Origin of the sequence: Escherichia sp. E.sYA108, assembly GCF_011754335.1 — a bacterium.
Taxonomy (GTDB): Bacteria; Pseudomonadota; Gammaproteobacteria; order Enterobacterales; family Enterobacteriaceae; genus Escherichia; species Escherichia coli.
Genome location: NZ_JAAQVZ010000001.1, coordinates 3573212 through 3588182, shown reverse-complemented (window position 1 = coordinate 3588182; position 14971 = coordinate 3573212). Strand labels below are relative to the sequence as shown.

Below are 14971 nucleotides of genomic sequence, written 5' to 3'. Positions count from 1 at the left end.
CTTACACGCTTTTCGACAACATTTTCCTGTGGGTGTGGATTGACATTACAATCCCGAACCCAGCCATCAGCACAATTAGCGCCGATCCTCCATAACTGACCAGTGGGAGCGGAACCCCTACAACCGGCAGAATACCGCTTACCATACCAATATTTACGAAGACATAAACGAATAATATCAGCATTAAGCCGCCAGCCATGACGCGACCAAAGGTGGTTTGCGCTCTGGCGGCTATCCACAGCCCGCGCATGATCAGCAGAATGTAGAGAGCGAGCAGAATCAAAATGCCCACTAATCCCAGCTCTTCCGCCAGTACCGCGAAGATAAAGTCGGTATGGCGTTCGGGGAGAAATTCAAGCTGTGACTGAGTGCCGTGCAGCCAGCCTTTGCCGCGTAATCCGCCGGAGCCAATAGCAATTTTAGACTGAATAATGTGATAGCCTGCGCCGAGTGGGTCTGATTCCGGGTCCAGGAGCATCATTACGCGCTGGCGCTGGTAATCATGCATCAGGAAGAACCACAGAATCGGAATGAACGCCGCTACCAGCACTACTGCGACGCCAATCAGACGCCAGCTAAGGCCAGAGAGGAACAGTACAAACAGGCCGGAAAGCGCAACGAGGATTGATGTTCCCAGGTCAGGCTGTGCAGCCACCAGCAGCGTGGGCATAAATATCAGCACCAGCGCGATAGCTGTATTCTTCAATGAAGGTGGGCAAACGTCGCGGTTGATAAAGCGTGCAACCATCAACGGTACGGCTATCTTGGCAATTTCCGACGGTTGAAAACGAACAATACCGAGGTCCAGCCAGCGTTGAGCGCCTTTAGAGATGGCACCGAAAGCATCTACCGCCACCAGCAAAATAATACAGATGATATAGAGATAGGGGGCCCAGCCTTCATAAACGCGTGGAGGAATTTGCGCCATCACCACCATGATGACCAGACCCATCGTAATCTGGCCGATTTTACGCTCCATCATGCCAATATCCTGACCGCTGGCGCTCCAGATAACCAGGGCGCTGTAAACCAGCAATGCCAGTAAGATCAGCAGCATTGTGGGATCGAGATGGACTTTATCCCAGAATGTTTTTTTATTCGGATTATCCGTCATGATTAATGGTCCTCCGCTGCGGCAACCGCTGGATTTTCCGCAGGCAGATCGGTGTTGTTATCACCCAGCATAATGTGGTCGAGGATCTGGCGCATCAGCGTACCAACCGCCGGACCCGCGCCACCGTTCTCCAGAATCATGGCGACAGCCACTTGCGGATTGTTGTATGGCGCAAAGGCGGTCATCAGTTTGTGGTCACGTAAACGCTCGGCAATTTTGTGCGCATTATAGGTTTCGTTCGCTTTCAGACCGAAGACCTGAGCGGTACCGGATTTCGCCGCAATTTTGTACGGTGCGCTGGCAAAATATTTATGCGCCGTACCGTTAGGGCGGTTAGCAACACCGTACATACCGTCTTTCGCCAGCTCCCAGTAACCGGAATGAATATCGCCGACGGGCGGTTCATGCGGTTGTACCCATGGCACCTGTTTGCCGTCTTCGGCGGTGCTCATCAGCAAATGCGGAACCTTCACGATACCGTCATTAATCAGGATCATCAGTGCCTTACTCATCTGGATAGGGGTCGCCGTCCAGTAACCCTGACCGATACCAACCGGAATGGTGTCACCCTGATACCACGGTTTTTTAAAGCGTTTTTGTTTCCATTCGCGGGTTGGCATGTTACCGGAACGTTCTTCCGCCAGGTCGATACCGGTGTAATGACCATAACCGAATTTCCCCATCCATTCGGAGAGGCGATCGATCCCCATATCGTAGGCCACCTGATAGAAGAAGGTATCCGCAGATTCTTCCAGCGATCTTGTGACATTCAGACGCCCGTGGCCCCATTTTTTCCAGTCACGATAACGTTTTTCCGAACCTGGAAGTTGCCACCAGCCGGGGTCAAACAGCGTCGTATTGCGCGTGATCACCCCGGCACTCAATGCCGAAACCGCAACATAGGGTTTAACTGTAGACGCGGGAGGATAAACCCCCTGTGTGGCGCGGTTCACCAACGGTGTATTCGGGTCGTTCAGCAAGGCGGAATAATCTTTGCTGGAGATACCGTCAACAAACAGGTTTGGGTCATAACTAGGCGTGGAAACCAGCGCCAACACCCCACCTGTACGCGGATCGGTGACTACCACAGCTGCGCGGCTACCCGCCAGCAGCGTTTCAATATATTGCTGGAGTTTGAGATCCAGCGTCAGGTAAATATCGTGTCCGGCTTGCGGTGGTACTTCTTTTAACTGGCGGATAACACGCCCACGGTTGTTAACTTCAACCTCTTCATAACCGGTCTGACCGTGCAGCACGTCTTCATAGTAACGTTCAATGCCCAGCTTACCGATATCATGCGTTGCCGCATAGTTGGCCAGTTTGCCGTCATTATTCAGGCGTTCGACGTCTTTATCGTTGATTTTCGACACATAGCCGATGACGTGGGTCAACGCTGAACCGTAAGGATAGTAACGACGTTTATAGCCTTTAACTTCGACGCCAGGAAAACGGTACTGGTTGACGGCAAAGCGAGCTACTTGTACTTCGGTCAGGTTAGTTTTCACCGGAATAGAGGTGAAACGGTGTGAACGTGCGCGCTCTTTTCGGAATGCAGCAATATCATCATCGGTCAGATCAACCACGCTGCGCAAAGCGTCCAGCGTTTGCTGCACGTTATCGACTTTCTCCGGCATCATTTCTATCTGGTAGATAGTGCGGTTGAGAGCCAGAGGGATACCGTTACGGTCGTAGATAATGCCGCGGCTGGGTGCGATAGGCACCAGCTTAATGCGGTTTTCATTAGAGCGGGTCTGGTAGTCGGTAAAGCGAACAATTTGCAGATTATACAGGTTGGCGATAAGCACGCCGGTCAGCAGCAAAATCCCCAAAAAGGCGACCAGCGCCCGGCGCACAAACAGCGCGGACTCTGCCGTATAGTCGCGAAAAGAGTTCTGTAGTTTCATCCGCTGCGTTTTCTACTCAAAGCTCACTTATCACTCACGGTGATAAGGATGGTTGGTGGTGATGCTCCACGCCCGGTACAGACTCTCTGCGACCAGCACGCGAACCAGCGGATGGGGAAGGGTAAGTGCCGACAGCGACCAGCTCTGCTCCGCCGCCGCTTTACAGGCAGGCGACAACCCTTCAGGCCCGCCAATCAGTAGACTGACGTCGCGACCATCCAGCTTCCAGCGTTCCAGCTCAGCGGCTAACTGCGGCGTATCCCAGGGCTTGCCTGGAATATCGAGGGTGACAATGCGGTTTTTGCCTGCGGCCGCCAACATCTGCTCACCCTCTTTGTCGAGTATGCGCTTGATGTCCGCATTCTTGCCGCGTTTTCCGGCCGGAATTTCAATCAGCTCGAAGGGCATATCTTTCGGAAAACGACGCAGGTACTCGGTAAAACCGGTTTGTACCCAGTCCGGCATTTTCGTTCCCACGGCGACAAGTTGCAGCTTCACGCATTAACTCCAGAGTTTTTCCAGTTCATACAGGCGACGGCTCTCTTCCTGCATGACATGGACAATCACATCGCCCAAATCCACGACAATCCAGTCGGCGCTGTTTTCACCTTCTACGCCGAGCGGTAACAGGCCCGCTGCGCGAGACTCCTGCACAACGTGATCAGCAATGGACATAACATGGCGGCTGGACGTACCCGTACAGATGATCATGCAGTCGGTGATGCTGGATTTGCCCTGAACGTCTAAGGCGATGATGTCCTGACCTTTGAGGTCATCAATTTTGTCGATAACAAAATCCTGGAGTGCTTTACCCTGCAAGTTTTCCCCCTGGGTGAATCAAATAGATAAAAATGGTCTGTCAGTATACCTGAACCAGAGGCGATTTCGGGACAATTGTCGCCGAATCGGCTTTCGAAAGTGGGCTATCATCCCACCCCGCGCCGCAGATTGCATCGCCATTTTTGTAAAACAATTTCTACAAAGTCGTGTCTGGCGGAAAAAGTCTGGCTGCGGAGAATATCAGCCTGCCCGGGGCTGTCAATGGTCGTTGCGGCTTACCCGTAAAAAAACAGAAAAGTCATGCATTCTCGACCCAGATGGCACGGCTATTGAGGACGCGTAGCGTCGCGAATTTTTGGTTGATATCAATGGCGCTCCAACACCCCTGGTCAACGCGGAAATGCCACATAGACTCGGCAGGCATGCCAATTAAACGAGCAATTAACAGACTCAGTACGCCCTGATGGCTGACGACTAAAATATTCTGATAGTGCTGATATTCACTAAGCCTTGCGATAAATCGTTCCACACGTTGCGAAAATGCCTGAAATCCTTCACCGTTCGTGGGGATAGCATGCTGCCAGTCATTGCACCACGCGCTATAGTTTTCGGCATCTTCTTGCATGAGGTCACGATGATGTCGCATCTCCCAGTCGCCAAAAAACATTTCATTGAGTTCAGGGATGATATGAACGGGGTGCTGGCGGTCACTGAGAACCCGTCGCGCGGTATGCTGTGCCCGTTCCAGTTCACTGCATAAAACCAGGTCAAAGGAAACATCATGTAGCAGCGTATGCAGATTTTGCGCTTGCTCAATACCGCGCGCGGTCAGGGGTGTGGGCGCATGACCGCTGTACAGACCATCGACATTCGCTTGCGTTTCACCATGACGAATTAACCACAGTCGCATCATGCCCTCCTTAACGACAGGTATCAGCGATACAAGCCTTGTTGGTTAATGTAAGTCAGTACCGGTTCCGGTAATAAATCCTCACACGATTCACCATTTTGCAAACGTTCGCGGATGATGGTCGCCGAGATGTTAAACCACGGCGTTTCAGCCAGATAAATTTTACCGGCAGGCTGAAGGTGAAGATCTTCCGGGTTATGTGTCAAATGATCCTCCAGCCATTGCTGATATTGTGGTTGTGCCATTTCAAGTGGGTAACCAGGACGCCGACAGACGATCAAATGTGCATTGTCGAGTATCGTTTCGTATTCGTACCAGGTCGGAAAGGTCAGCAATGAATCCTGACCAATAATAAACGCCAGCGGCACGTCCGGTCCTTGCTCCTGCCGCCACTCTTTCAGTGTTTGCGCAGTGTAAGAGGGGGCATTGCGCTTTAGCTCGCGTTCATCAAGAGTAAATAATGGCTTGTCGGCAATCGCCAGTTCAAGCATGTGTTTACGCTGCATGCTGTTTGCTTCCGGCTGGGGACGATGCGGAGGAACATTATTAGGGATGATTGTGACCCGCGTCAGACCAATCAAATTCGCCAGCGTTTCCACGGGTTTAAGATGACCATAGTGCACCGGATCAAAGGTGCCGCCAAACAGAGCCTGTAAAGATTTCATATCAACCGTCGATAAATACGTCCGCCAGGGGTTTATGGCACAACAGAAGAGATAACCCTTCAAGCTCTGCCCACACTGACTGACCGTAATCTTGTTTGAGGGTGAGTTCCGTTCGTGTCAGGAGTTGCACGGCCTGACGTAACTGCGACTGGCTTAAGCGATTTAACGCCTCGCTCATCATGCCCCGGCGGTTCTGCCATACCCGATGCTTATCAAACAACGCACGCAGTGGCGTATGGGCAGACTGGCGTTTCAGGTTAACCAGTAACAACAGTTCACGTTGTAATGTGCGCAACAAAATAACCGGTTCGCTGCCTTCCAGACGCAGTTGCTGAAGAATATGCAACGCGCGCTTACTTTTTCCCATCAACAAAGCATCAACCCAATGAAAAGGGGTGAAATGCGCGGCATCATTCACCGCCTGTTCAACGCGCGGTAATGTCAGTTTGCCGTCCGGCCAGAGTAGCGATAAACGCTCCAGTGCCTGGGCCAGCGCCAGCAGGTTACCTTCATAACAGTAGCAGAGCACCTGATTTGCAGCGTCATCCAGTTCTAAGTTGAGCTGTTTTGCGCGCGCAGCAACCCAGCGGGGCAGCTGAGCCTGCTCCGGTGTCTGACAGGTCACCTGCACGCTGCGATTCGCAAGAGCAGTAAACCAGGCGGCATTTTCTTGCGCTTTGCTTAATTTATTACCGCGGACGATCAACAGTAGATCGTCATGCAGAAGTCCGGTGAGTGTGAGAAGTTGTTCATTGATCGCCGCATTCGGTCCGTTTTCGGGTAACAACAGCAATAGCGTTTGTCGACTGGCAAACAGGCTCATGGCCTGGCATAACGAAAAAATCGCATTCCAGTCGGTGTTGGGATCAATGGAAAAAGTGTGGTGTTCTTCGAACCCTTGAGCCGCAGCGACCTGACGAACAGCGTCCTGGCTTTCCTGCAATAACAGAGGATCGTTACCAAGTAAAAGATACGCCGCGCGCAGCCCTTCATTGAGCTGCGCGCGGAGTTGTTCCGGGTACAACCGAATCATCAGTTACCCAGCGTGGTGGAGACGCGTGCAGGCGTTGCCGGAGTATCCGTTGTGGTCGACGTCTGTTCTTCGTCGGAACGAATATCCGCAGCACGGATGCTTGGCAGCTTACGAATCAGCTGTTCGGCAGCACGGTCGTACATCTCTTTTACGATCATGTCTTGTTCGTTATCTTTCGCTAACGCCATTTGCGGGTTATCGAAGAACGAACGGAAGACTTTGGCGCTAATCGGGTAGATATCACGGCCGGGGATCAACACGGTCGCATTCACCGTCATGATCATCTGATACTCTGCTGTTTGACCGTTACGGAATACCGATGCGGTATCTTTCGCGATGCTCACTTTACCCAAACGCAAGGATGGAACGTCCTTACGCGTGGTTTCTTTATCAAGCAACTCGACACCATTCAGACGTAACTGATTACGCACCGCACGGCTTAATGGCCCGTTCGGATCGCCTGAGTCCAGGATCATGACCTTCATAGTGGAAGGAACCTGCGTGGTGTCACGCAGATGCCAGCCACACCCGGCGGTGATTAACACCGCCAGAGATAACAACAATGTTGCCAGATATCGCACGCTTCCTCCCGCGCTTAGCCAACGACCAGATTGAGGAGTTTACCGGGTACGTAAATCACTTTACGTACAGTAACGCCATCAAGATATTTTGCTACCAGATGTTCCTGGCCAGCACGTTCGCGAACCTGTTCTTCCGTTGCGTCCACCGGAACGGTGATTTTTGCACGGACTTTACCGTTAACCTGCACCACGACCAGCGTGGAGTCTTCCACCATCGCTTTTTCGTCAGCAACCGGCCACGGCGCGTTGTCGATATCGCCTTCGCCTTTCAGTTCCTGCCACAGCGTGAAGCAGATGTGCGGGGTGAACGGGTTAAGCATACGGACTACCGCCAGCAGCGCTTCCTGCATCAGGGCGCGATCCTGCTCGCCATCGGTCGGTGCTTTCGCCAGTTTGTTCATCAGCTCCATAATCGCCGCAATTGCGGTGTTGAAGGTCTGACGACGGCCGATATCATCGGTTACTTTAGCGATAGTTTTATGCACATCGCGACGCAGCGCTTTCTGATCTTCAGTCAGCGCATCGACGTTCAGTGCCGCAACATCACCTTTTGCTGTGTGCTCGTACACCAGTTTCCAGACACGTTTCAGGAAGCGGTTAGCCCCTTCCACGCCGGATTCCTGCCATTCGAGAGTCATATCAGCCGGAGAAGCAAACATCATAAACAGACGAACGGTGTCCGCGCCGTAACGTTCAACCATCACCTGCGGGTCGATACCGTTGTTCTTCGACTTGGACATTTTGCTCATGCCGGTATAAACCAGTTCATGGCCTGCCGCATCTTTCGCTTTCACGATACGGCCTTTCTCGTCACGTTCAACGATAGCATCAACCGGGGAAACCCAGTTACGTTCGCCGTTTTCACCAACATAGTAGAAGGCATCTGCCAGCACCATACCCTGACACAGCAACTGTTTCGCTGGTTCGTCAGAGTTCACCATGCCTGCATCACGCATCAGTTTGTGGAAGAAGCGGAAGTAGAGCAGGTGCATAATGGCGTGTTCGATACCACCAATGTAAATATCCACCGGCAGCCAGTAGTTAGCCGCTTTGGAATCCAGCATACCTTCTTTGTACTCCGGGCAAGTGTAGCGCGCATAGTACCAGGAGGACTCCATAAAGGTGTCGAAAGTGTCGGTTTCACGCAGTGCTGGCATACCGTTAACGGTAGTTTTTGCCCATTCCGGATCTGCTTTAATCGGGCTGGTAATGCCGTCCATCACCACATCTTCCGGCAGGATCACCGGCAGCTGGTCGTCCGGGGTCGGCATTACGGTACCGTCTTCCAGCGTCACCATCGGAATCGGCGCGCCCCAGTAACGCTGACGAGAAACACCCCAGTCGCGCAGGCGGTAGTTCACTTTACGCTCGCCAACGCCCATCGCAGTCAGTTTATCGGCGATGGCGTTGAAGGCCGCTTCATGGTCAAGACCATTAAACTCGCCAGAGTTGAACAGCACGCCTTTTTCAGTCAGGGCTTGCTGAGAAAGATCTGGCTCAGAGCCGTCAGCTGCCAGGATAACCGGTTTGATGTTCAGGCCGTATTTAGAGGCAAACTCGTAGTCGCGCTGGTCGTGACCCGGAACTGCCATAACTGCGCCCGTGCCGTATTCCATCAATACGAAGTTTGCTGCCCAAACGGGAATTTCTTCGCCCGTTAATGGGTGAACCGCTTTAAAGCCAGTATCGACGCCTTTTTTCTCCATCGTCGCCATTTCAGCTTCGGCAACTTTGGTGTTACGGCATTCGTCAATAAAGGCGGCCAGTTCAGGATTATTTTCCGCCGCTTTCTGTGCCAGCGGATGACCCGCAGCCACCGCCAGGTAGGTACAACCCATAAAGGTGTCCGGGCGGGTAGTGTAAACGGTCAGCGTGTTGTCATAGTCGTTAACGTTGAAGGTGATTTCCACGCCTTCGGAACGACCGATCCAGTTACGCTGCATTGTTTTAACGGTGTCTGGCCAGTGATCCAGTTTATCCAGATCGTTGAGCAGCTCGTCAGCGTAAGCAGTGATTTTGATAAACCACTGCGGGATCTCTTTACGCTCAACTTTGGTATCGCAGCGCCAGCAGCAGCCGTCGATAACTTGTTCGTTCGCCAGTACGGTCTGGTCGTTCGGGCACCAGTTGACCGCAGAAGTCTTCTTATATACCAGGCCTTTTTTATACAGTTCGGTGAAGAATTTCTGTTCCCAACGGTAGTATTCCGGCGTACAGGTCGCCAGCTCGCGGCTCCAGTCATAACCAAAGCCCAGCATTTTGAGCTGGTTTTTCATATACGCGATGTTGTCGTACGTCCACGGTGCTGGCGCGGTGTTGTTTTTCACCGCCGCGCCTTCCGCAGGCAGACCAAATGCGTCCCAGCCGATTGGCTGCAGGACGTTTTTGCCCAGCATGCGCTGGTAGCGGGCGATCACGTCACCGATGGTGTAGTTGCGAACGTGGCCCATGTGTAGTCGACCAGAAGGATAGGGAAGCATAGACAGGCAGTAATACTTCTCTTTGCTCTCGTCTTCGGTTACTTCAAATGTGCGCTTCTCATCCCAGTGAAGCTGTACTTTGGATTCTATCTCTTCCGGGCGGTATTGCTCTTGCATGGCAGCCAGTGGTCCTGTTTTCAATACGGCTACAAATGTAGCGTTGATGTGGTTTTTCAGATCCGCATAGCATAGCCCAAACGCCCGCGTCAAAACAGCCTTTCGCGCACTCGACGTTGAAATGATGCCCGGATTATTCATACATTAATTTACAGAGTTTGTGGGCGTATTAGCAAAGCAAGGAACAAAGAACGTCTATTATTATAGTCAGTTAACGACCCGGGAGATGAAACGATGAACAAGGTTGCTCAATATTACCGTGAACTGGTCGCGTCACTGAGCGAACGCCTGCGCAATGGCGAACGTGATATCGACGCACTGGTGGAACAGGCGCGCGAGCGCGTAATAAAAACAGGGGAGTTAACGCGAACCGAGGTCGATGAGCTGACGCGAGCTGTCAGACGTGACCTGGAAGAGTTCGCCATGAGCTATGAAGAGAGCCTGAAAGAAGAGTCTGACAGCGTCTTTATGCGGGTGATTAAAGAAAGCTTGTGGCAGGAGCTGGCAGACATCACCGATAAAACGCAGCTTGAATGGCGCGAAGTTTTCCAGGACCTCAATCATCACGGGGTTTATCACAGCGGAGAAGTGGTAGGGCTGGGAAATCTGGTCTGCGAGAAATGTCACTTCCATCTCCCGATCTATACACCGGAAGTGCTGACGCTATGCCCGAAATGTGGTCATGATCAGTTCCAGAGACGCCCGTTCGAGCCGTAATGAAATGAGTGGCGCCGGATGGCGTGATGTCATCCGGCGAGTGATTAAGCGTAAAATTTCAGACGATCAGCTAGTAAATCAACAAAGCCCTGACGATCAACATCGACCATTACGGTGGCATTCGGTTTATTGCCAGTCAGATAATAATAATCAACAACTGTCATACCCTGGGTATATTTCCCTTGTGTTTCCACGCCAACCCAGCGCTCAACAGTGGTAAACAACTCCGGTTTCAACAGCCAGGCGATGGTGCATGGGTCATGCAGTGGTGCGCCGACAAAGCCCCATTTTTCGTCTTTGTGATATTCGAGGAAGAAATCCAGCAGTTCGGCAACAATGGTTGAAACAGGGTTGCCAATCGCGCGGAAACGCTCAGTGTCTTCAACGTGGATTTGTGCTTTGTGAGTAACATCCAGACCGGCCATCACCACCGGAATTCCTGACTGGAAGACAATTTCTGCCGCTTCCGGGTCAACGTAAATATTAAATTCAGCCGCAGGCGTCCAGTTACCAAGCCCCATTGCGCCGCCCATAATCACGATACGGGCAATTTTGCTATGCAGTTCCGGGTGGCTATTGAGCAGCAAGGCAACGTTAGTTTGCGGTCCGGTAGAAACAATGGTGACAGGTTCCTCACTTTCACGCAGCGTTTTCGCCATCAGCTCCACCGCCGTACAGTTTTGCGGTGCGAACGTCGGTTCCGGTAATGCCGGGCCGTCGAGACCGCTTTCGCCGTGCACGTTGTCCGCAATAATCAAATTACGCATTAACGGTTTTACCGCACCGCTTGCTACCGGAATATCGGTGCGATTAAGCAAGGTCAGCATACGCAGAACATTGCGTAAGGTTTTTTCTGGTGTCTGGTTTCCGGCGGAAGACGTAATTGCTTTGACATCAAGCTCTGGTGAGGCGAGGGCGAGAACTATTGCGATAGCGTCGTCATGACCTGGGTCGCAATCTAACAGAATTGGCAGTGCCATTGTTGCTCCTTGTTGTGTGTTTCTTTGCGACAAGGGTAACGCCGGGATGTAACAGATACGAGGGACGAAACGAGAAAGCGTGAGATGGCGCGCAATTGAGTATGCGCGCCAGAGTGATTAATGCAGGATTTTTGCGAGGAAGTCTTTTGCGCGGTCCGATTTTGGATTATCGAAGAAAGCGCCTTTCGGCGAGTCTTCGATAATTTTACCCTCGTCCATAAAGATCACCCGATTCGCCACTTTACGGGCAAAGCCCATTTCGTGGGTCACCACCATCATCGTCATTCCTTCGTTCGCCAGTTCGACCATCACGTCCAGCACTTCGTTGATCATCTCCGGATCCAGCGCCGACGTTGGTTCGTCGAACAGCATGGCAATAGGATCCATGCACAATGCGCGAGCGATCGCCACACGCTGCTGCTGACCGCCGGAAAGCTGCGCCGGAAACTTATTGGCATGTGCGGAAAGCCCGACGCGCTCCAGCAATTTCAATGCTTTTTCACGAGCCGGCGCTTTATTGCGTTTAAGCACTTTCACCTGCGCCAGGGTCAGGTTTTCGATAATCGACAGATGGGGGAACAGCTCGAAATGCTGAAACACCATCCCGACGCGGGAACGCAGTTTCGCCAGATCGGTTTTCTTGTCGTTAACCACGATGCCATCGACGGTGATTTCACCTTGCTGCACCGGTTCGAGGCCGTTGACTGTTTTAATCAGCGTTGATTTACCGGAACCAGACGGGCCGCAAACCACCACAACTTCGCCTTTTTTCACTTCGGTTGAGCAGTCGGTCAGCACCTGAAAGTGACCATACCATTTTGAAACATTTTTCAGGGTAATCATTATGCTGTCCTTCTTTTCAAGTAGCTGACCAACAACGACGCGCTAAGGCTAATAACGAAATAAACAAATCCGGCAAACAGGATCATCTCAACCTGCGTACCATCACGCTCACCAATGGTTGAGGCGGTACGGAAGAAATCGGCCAGAGATAACACATACACCAGTGAGGTATCCTGAAACAGTACGATGCCCTGAGTGAGCAACAGCGGCACCATCGCGCGGAACGCCTGCGGCAGAATAATCAGTTTCATCGACTGCCAGTGAGTCATTCCCAACGCCAGCGCGGCGCTCGACTGACCACGAGAAATACTTTGAATACCAGCACGGATAATCTCTGAATAGTAGGCCGCTTCAAACATCGAAAACGCCACCATCGCCGAAATTAAACGGATATCATTTTTGGGTGATAATCCCAGCACGTTTTGCAGAAAACCCGGTACGATCAGGTAAAACCACAGCAAAACCATAACTAAAGGAATCGAGCGGAATACGTTAACGTAGGCTTTGGCAAACCACGCTACGGGCGCAAAGCTGGACAAGCGCATCACCGCCAGCATGGTGCCCCACAAAATACCAATCACCACTGCCGTGACGGTGATTTTCAGCGTGATCACCAGCCCGTCGAGCAGATATGGCAGGGAAGGAACAATGGAACTCCAGTCAAACTCGTACATTATTTGCCCCCCATGTTGCCGGGCAGGCGAACTTTACGTTCAACCAGCGTCATCACCAGCATGATAAAAGCGTTAATCAATACATACGCCAGCGTGATGGCGGTAAACGACTCCCAGGCGTGGGCCGAGTAATCGAGCAATTTACCCGCCTGCGCCGCCATATCCACCAGACCGATAGTCGAGGCGATGGCCGAGTTTTTCACCAGGTTCATCATCTCGGAGGTCATCGGCGGGACGATAACGCGATAAGCATTAGGCAGCAGTACGTAGCGGTAAGCCTGCGGTAGCGTCAGACCCATCGCCAGCGCGGCATTTTTTTGCCCACGCGGCAGCGACTGAATAGCGGCGCGTACCTGTTCGCAAACACGGGCGGCGGTAAACAGCCCCAGGCAGAGCATGGATGAAAGGAAAAATTGAATATTAGGGTCCAGCTCGGCCTTAAACCACATGCCGATTTTCTCTGGCAGCAGCTCCGGGATCACCAGGTACCAGGTAAAGAATTGCACAATCAACGGCACGTTGCGGAACAGTTCGACATACAACGTACCCAGACCGGAGAGAAAACGGTTTGGAACGGTACGTAAAATGCCGAAAAATGAACCGACGAGGAAAGCGATAATCCAGGCGCAGATCGACAAAGCGATCGTCACCTGAAAGCCACTCCAGATCCAACCAAGATAGGTGGTGTTGCCGAACGGGGCTTGTTGTAAAAAAATACCCCAGTTCCAGTCTATAGACATAAATCTACTCCAGAAAAAAGAGGGTAGCAGCGTTAACTGCTACCCTCGAAGATTGTTACCCAGCGTATTGCGGTTTTCTGGCCCGATGGGGAACGACCACCAGGCGTATAGTCTGTCCGTGCTACGTAACAATCGAGAGGGCTGGAATTTCCGCCCCTGGTTCTTGTAATTAGTTCAGTGCCTTGTCATTCGGTTCTTTGAACAGTGCTTTCATTTCGTCTGACAGTTCGAAATTCATGTTCAGGTTTTTCGGCGGAATTGGATTTTTGAACCACTTATCAAACCATTTTTCCGCTTCACCGGAGGTCTGCACCTGAGCGATGGTGTCATCCATCAGCTTTTTGAACTGCGGATCGTCTTTACGCAACATGCAACCGTAGGCTTCCTGAGACTGCGGCTTGCCGACGATTTCCCAGTTGTCTGGTTTCTTCGCTTTCGCACGTTCACCAGCCAGCAGAGCATCATCCATCATAAAGGCAACGGCACGACCGCTTTCCAGGGTACGGAAAGAGTCACCGTGATCTTTGGCGCTGATAATTCGCATATTCATTTTTTGCTCTTCATTCAGTTTGTTGAGCAAAACTTCAGAGGTGGTGCCGGAAGTGACGACTACGGCTTTGCCTTTCAGGTCGGCAAAATCTTTGATATCGCCGCCCTTTTTGGTCAGCAGGCGCGTACCGACCACGAAAATAGTGTCAGAGAAAGCCGCCTGTTTTTGGCGTTCGGCATTGTTGGTGGTAGAACCGCATTCAAAATCGAAAGTGCCGTTTTGCAGCAGTGGAATACGGTTTTGTGAGGTGATCGGAATCAATTTCACCTGTAAGTCTGGTTTGTTGAGTTTCTTTTTCACTGCTTCAACAATGGCGTTGGAGTAATCCTGCGAGTAGCCCACCACTTTTTGCTGATTGTCGTAATAAGAGAAAGGTACTGAAGATTCACGGTGACCGACGACAATCACGCCGTTTTTGGCGATTTTGTCCAGCGTGCTGCCTGCTGCCGGGGCGGCGTCATCTGCCTGTGCCAGTCCTGCGGAAAGCGCCAGGGCCAGGATTGCTGTGGCAGGTTTACGTAATTGCATATCCAACTCCTTTATCTTCTGCGTTAAAAACGCATGGATACCCGTTGTGAGTGTTTGTGTTGTTATCATCTGCGACTTTATTGTGCAGTGTTGTGTTTGTTAGGTAACATTTAGTTTGGATAAATGTAAAGATATTGCTGTTTTATTGTTTATTTTTGCGAGGTGCGCCGCACCATTCCGAAGCAAAATTCTTAAACCGCACCTTTTTGGTGCTACCGCTGATTTGTGGTGGTGCAACCCGTTTGCGTTGCGGCTGATTTCATTGCTTACACAGTAAATAAAGCAACTTACATGCCAAAAAATACTTAGGGGTGAATTAATTACGATTGTAATTTCAGTTTGAAAAAGTCATATT

The 14971-nt window shown here is 51.5% G+C and carries 15 protein-coding genes; 1 reads left to right on the top strand and 14 read right to left on the bottom strand.

What is annotated here, in order from left to right; all coding sequences use genetic code 11:
- Position 1: 1 nt before the first annotated feature.
- From mrdB to leuS, 9 genes are all read right to left on the bottom strand, one after another.
- The gene (mrdB, locus tag HBM92_RS17295) at positions 2–1114 is read right to left on the bottom strand and encodes a peptidoglycan glycosyltransferase MrdB (protein WP_000131721.1); all 1113 of its coding nucleotides are present in this window, start codon (positions 1112–1114) and stop codon (positions 2–4) included.
- A 2-nt stretch (positions 1115–1116) separates the two neighbouring features.
- A complete protein-coding gene (gene mrdA, locus HBM92_RS17290) occupies positions 1117–3018 on the bottom strand; it encodes a peptidoglycan DD-transpeptidase MrdA (protein WP_000776191.1) in 1902 nt (633 codons plus the stop codon).
- A gap of 30 nt (positions 3019–3048) precedes the next feature.
- Complete coding sequence (rlmH, locus tag HBM92_RS17285) at positions 3049–3516, bottom strand: 23S rRNA (pseudouridine(1915)-N(3))-methyltransferase RlmH (protein WP_000776104.1); 468 nt, start codon at positions 3514–3516, stop codon at positions 3049–3051.
- A gap of 3 nt (positions 3517–3519) precedes the next feature.
- Positions 3520–3837 (bottom strand): ribosome silencing factor, encoded by a 318-nt coding sequence (gene rsfS, locus HBM92_RS17280; RefSeq protein ID WP_001161664.1) that lies wholly within the window; start codon positions 3835–3837, stop codon positions 3520–3522.
- 259 nt (positions 3838–4096) lie between these two features.
- Complete coding sequence (locus HBM92_RS17275) at positions 4097–4708, bottom strand: adenosylcobalamin/alpha-ribazole phosphatase (RefSeq protein WP_001443195.1); 612 nt, start codon at positions 4706–4708, stop codon at positions 4097–4099.
- Between the two features lie 23 nt (positions 4709–4731).
- A complete protein-coding gene (gene nadD / locus HBM92_RS17270; protein WP_000838881.1) occupies positions 4732–5373 on the bottom strand; it encodes a nicotinate-nucleotide adenylyltransferase in 642 nt (213 codons plus the stop codon).
- 1 nt (position 5374) lies between these two features.
- On the bottom strand, positions 5375–6406 hold the full coding sequence (gene holA / locus HBM92_RS17265; RefSeq protein WP_000620540.1) for a DNA polymerase III subunit delta: 1032 nt from the start codon (positions 6404–6406) through the stop codon (positions 5375–5377).
- Entirely contained in the window at positions 6406–6987 is a 582-nt protein-coding gene (lptE, locus tag HBM92_RS17260) for an LPS assembly lipoprotein LptE (protein WP_001269673.1), read from the bottom strand. The genes holA and lptE overlap by 1 nt, the downstream gene beginning before the upstream one ends.
- A gap of 14 nt (positions 6988–7001) precedes the next feature.
- Positions 7002–9584 (bottom strand): leucine--tRNA ligase, encoded by a 2583-nt coding sequence (gene leuS, locus HBM92_RS17255; protein WP_001157896.1) that lies wholly within the window; start codon positions 9582–9584, stop codon positions 7002–7004.
- A 234-nt stretch (positions 9585–9818) separates the two neighbouring features.
- On the opposite strand from leuS, the gene HBM92_RS17250 reads away from it, so the two are divergent.
- The gene (locus HBM92_RS17250; protein ID WP_001044880.1) at positions 9819–10301 is read left to right on the top strand and encodes a zinc ribbon-containing protein; all 483 of its coding nucleotides are present in this window, start codon (positions 9819–9821) and stop codon (positions 10299–10301) included.
- A 44-nt stretch (positions 10302–10345) separates the two neighbouring features.
- Here the strand turns inward: HBM92_RS17250 and rihA are convergent, their stop codons facing one another.
- The 5 genes from rihA to gltI all read right to left on the bottom strand — a co-directional run bounded on the left by rihA (position 10346) and on the right by gltI (position 14616).
- The gene (gene rihA / locus HBM92_RS17245; protein ID WP_001207539.1) at positions 10346–11281 is read right to left on the bottom strand and encodes a pyrimidine-specific ribonucleoside hydrolase RihA; all 936 of its coding nucleotides are present in this window, start codon (positions 11279–11281) and stop codon (positions 10346–10348) included.
- A gap of 117 nt (positions 11282–11398) precedes the next feature.
- Positions 11399–12124, bottom strand: a complete 726-nt coding sequence (gene gltL / locus HBM92_RS17240; protein WP_000631388.1) for a glutamate/aspartate ABC transporter ATP-binding protein GltL — start codon at positions 12122–12124, stop codon at positions 11399–11401.
- Positions 12124–12798, bottom strand: a complete 675-nt coding sequence (gene gltK, locus HBM92_RS17235) for a glutamate/aspartate ABC transporter permease GltK (RefSeq protein ID WP_000272824.1) — start codon at positions 12796–12798, stop codon at positions 12124–12126. Before gltK ends, gltL begins: the two co-directional genes overlap by 1 nt.
- Positions 12798–13538, bottom strand: a complete 741-nt coding sequence (gltJ, locus tag HBM92_RS17230; protein ID WP_000020941.1) for a glutamate/aspartate ABC transporter permease GltJ — start codon at positions 13536–13538, stop codon at positions 12798–12800. The genes gltK and gltJ overlap by 1 nt, the downstream gene beginning before the upstream one ends.
- Before the next feature lie 169 nt (positions 13539–13707).
- A complete protein-coding gene (gene gltI, locus HBM92_RS17225) occupies positions 13708–14616 on the bottom strand; it encodes a glutamate/aspartate ABC transporter substrate-binding protein GltI (RefSeq protein WP_001298614.1) in 909 nt (302 codons plus the stop codon).
- Between the last annotated feature and the right edge of the window lie 355 nt (positions 14617–14971).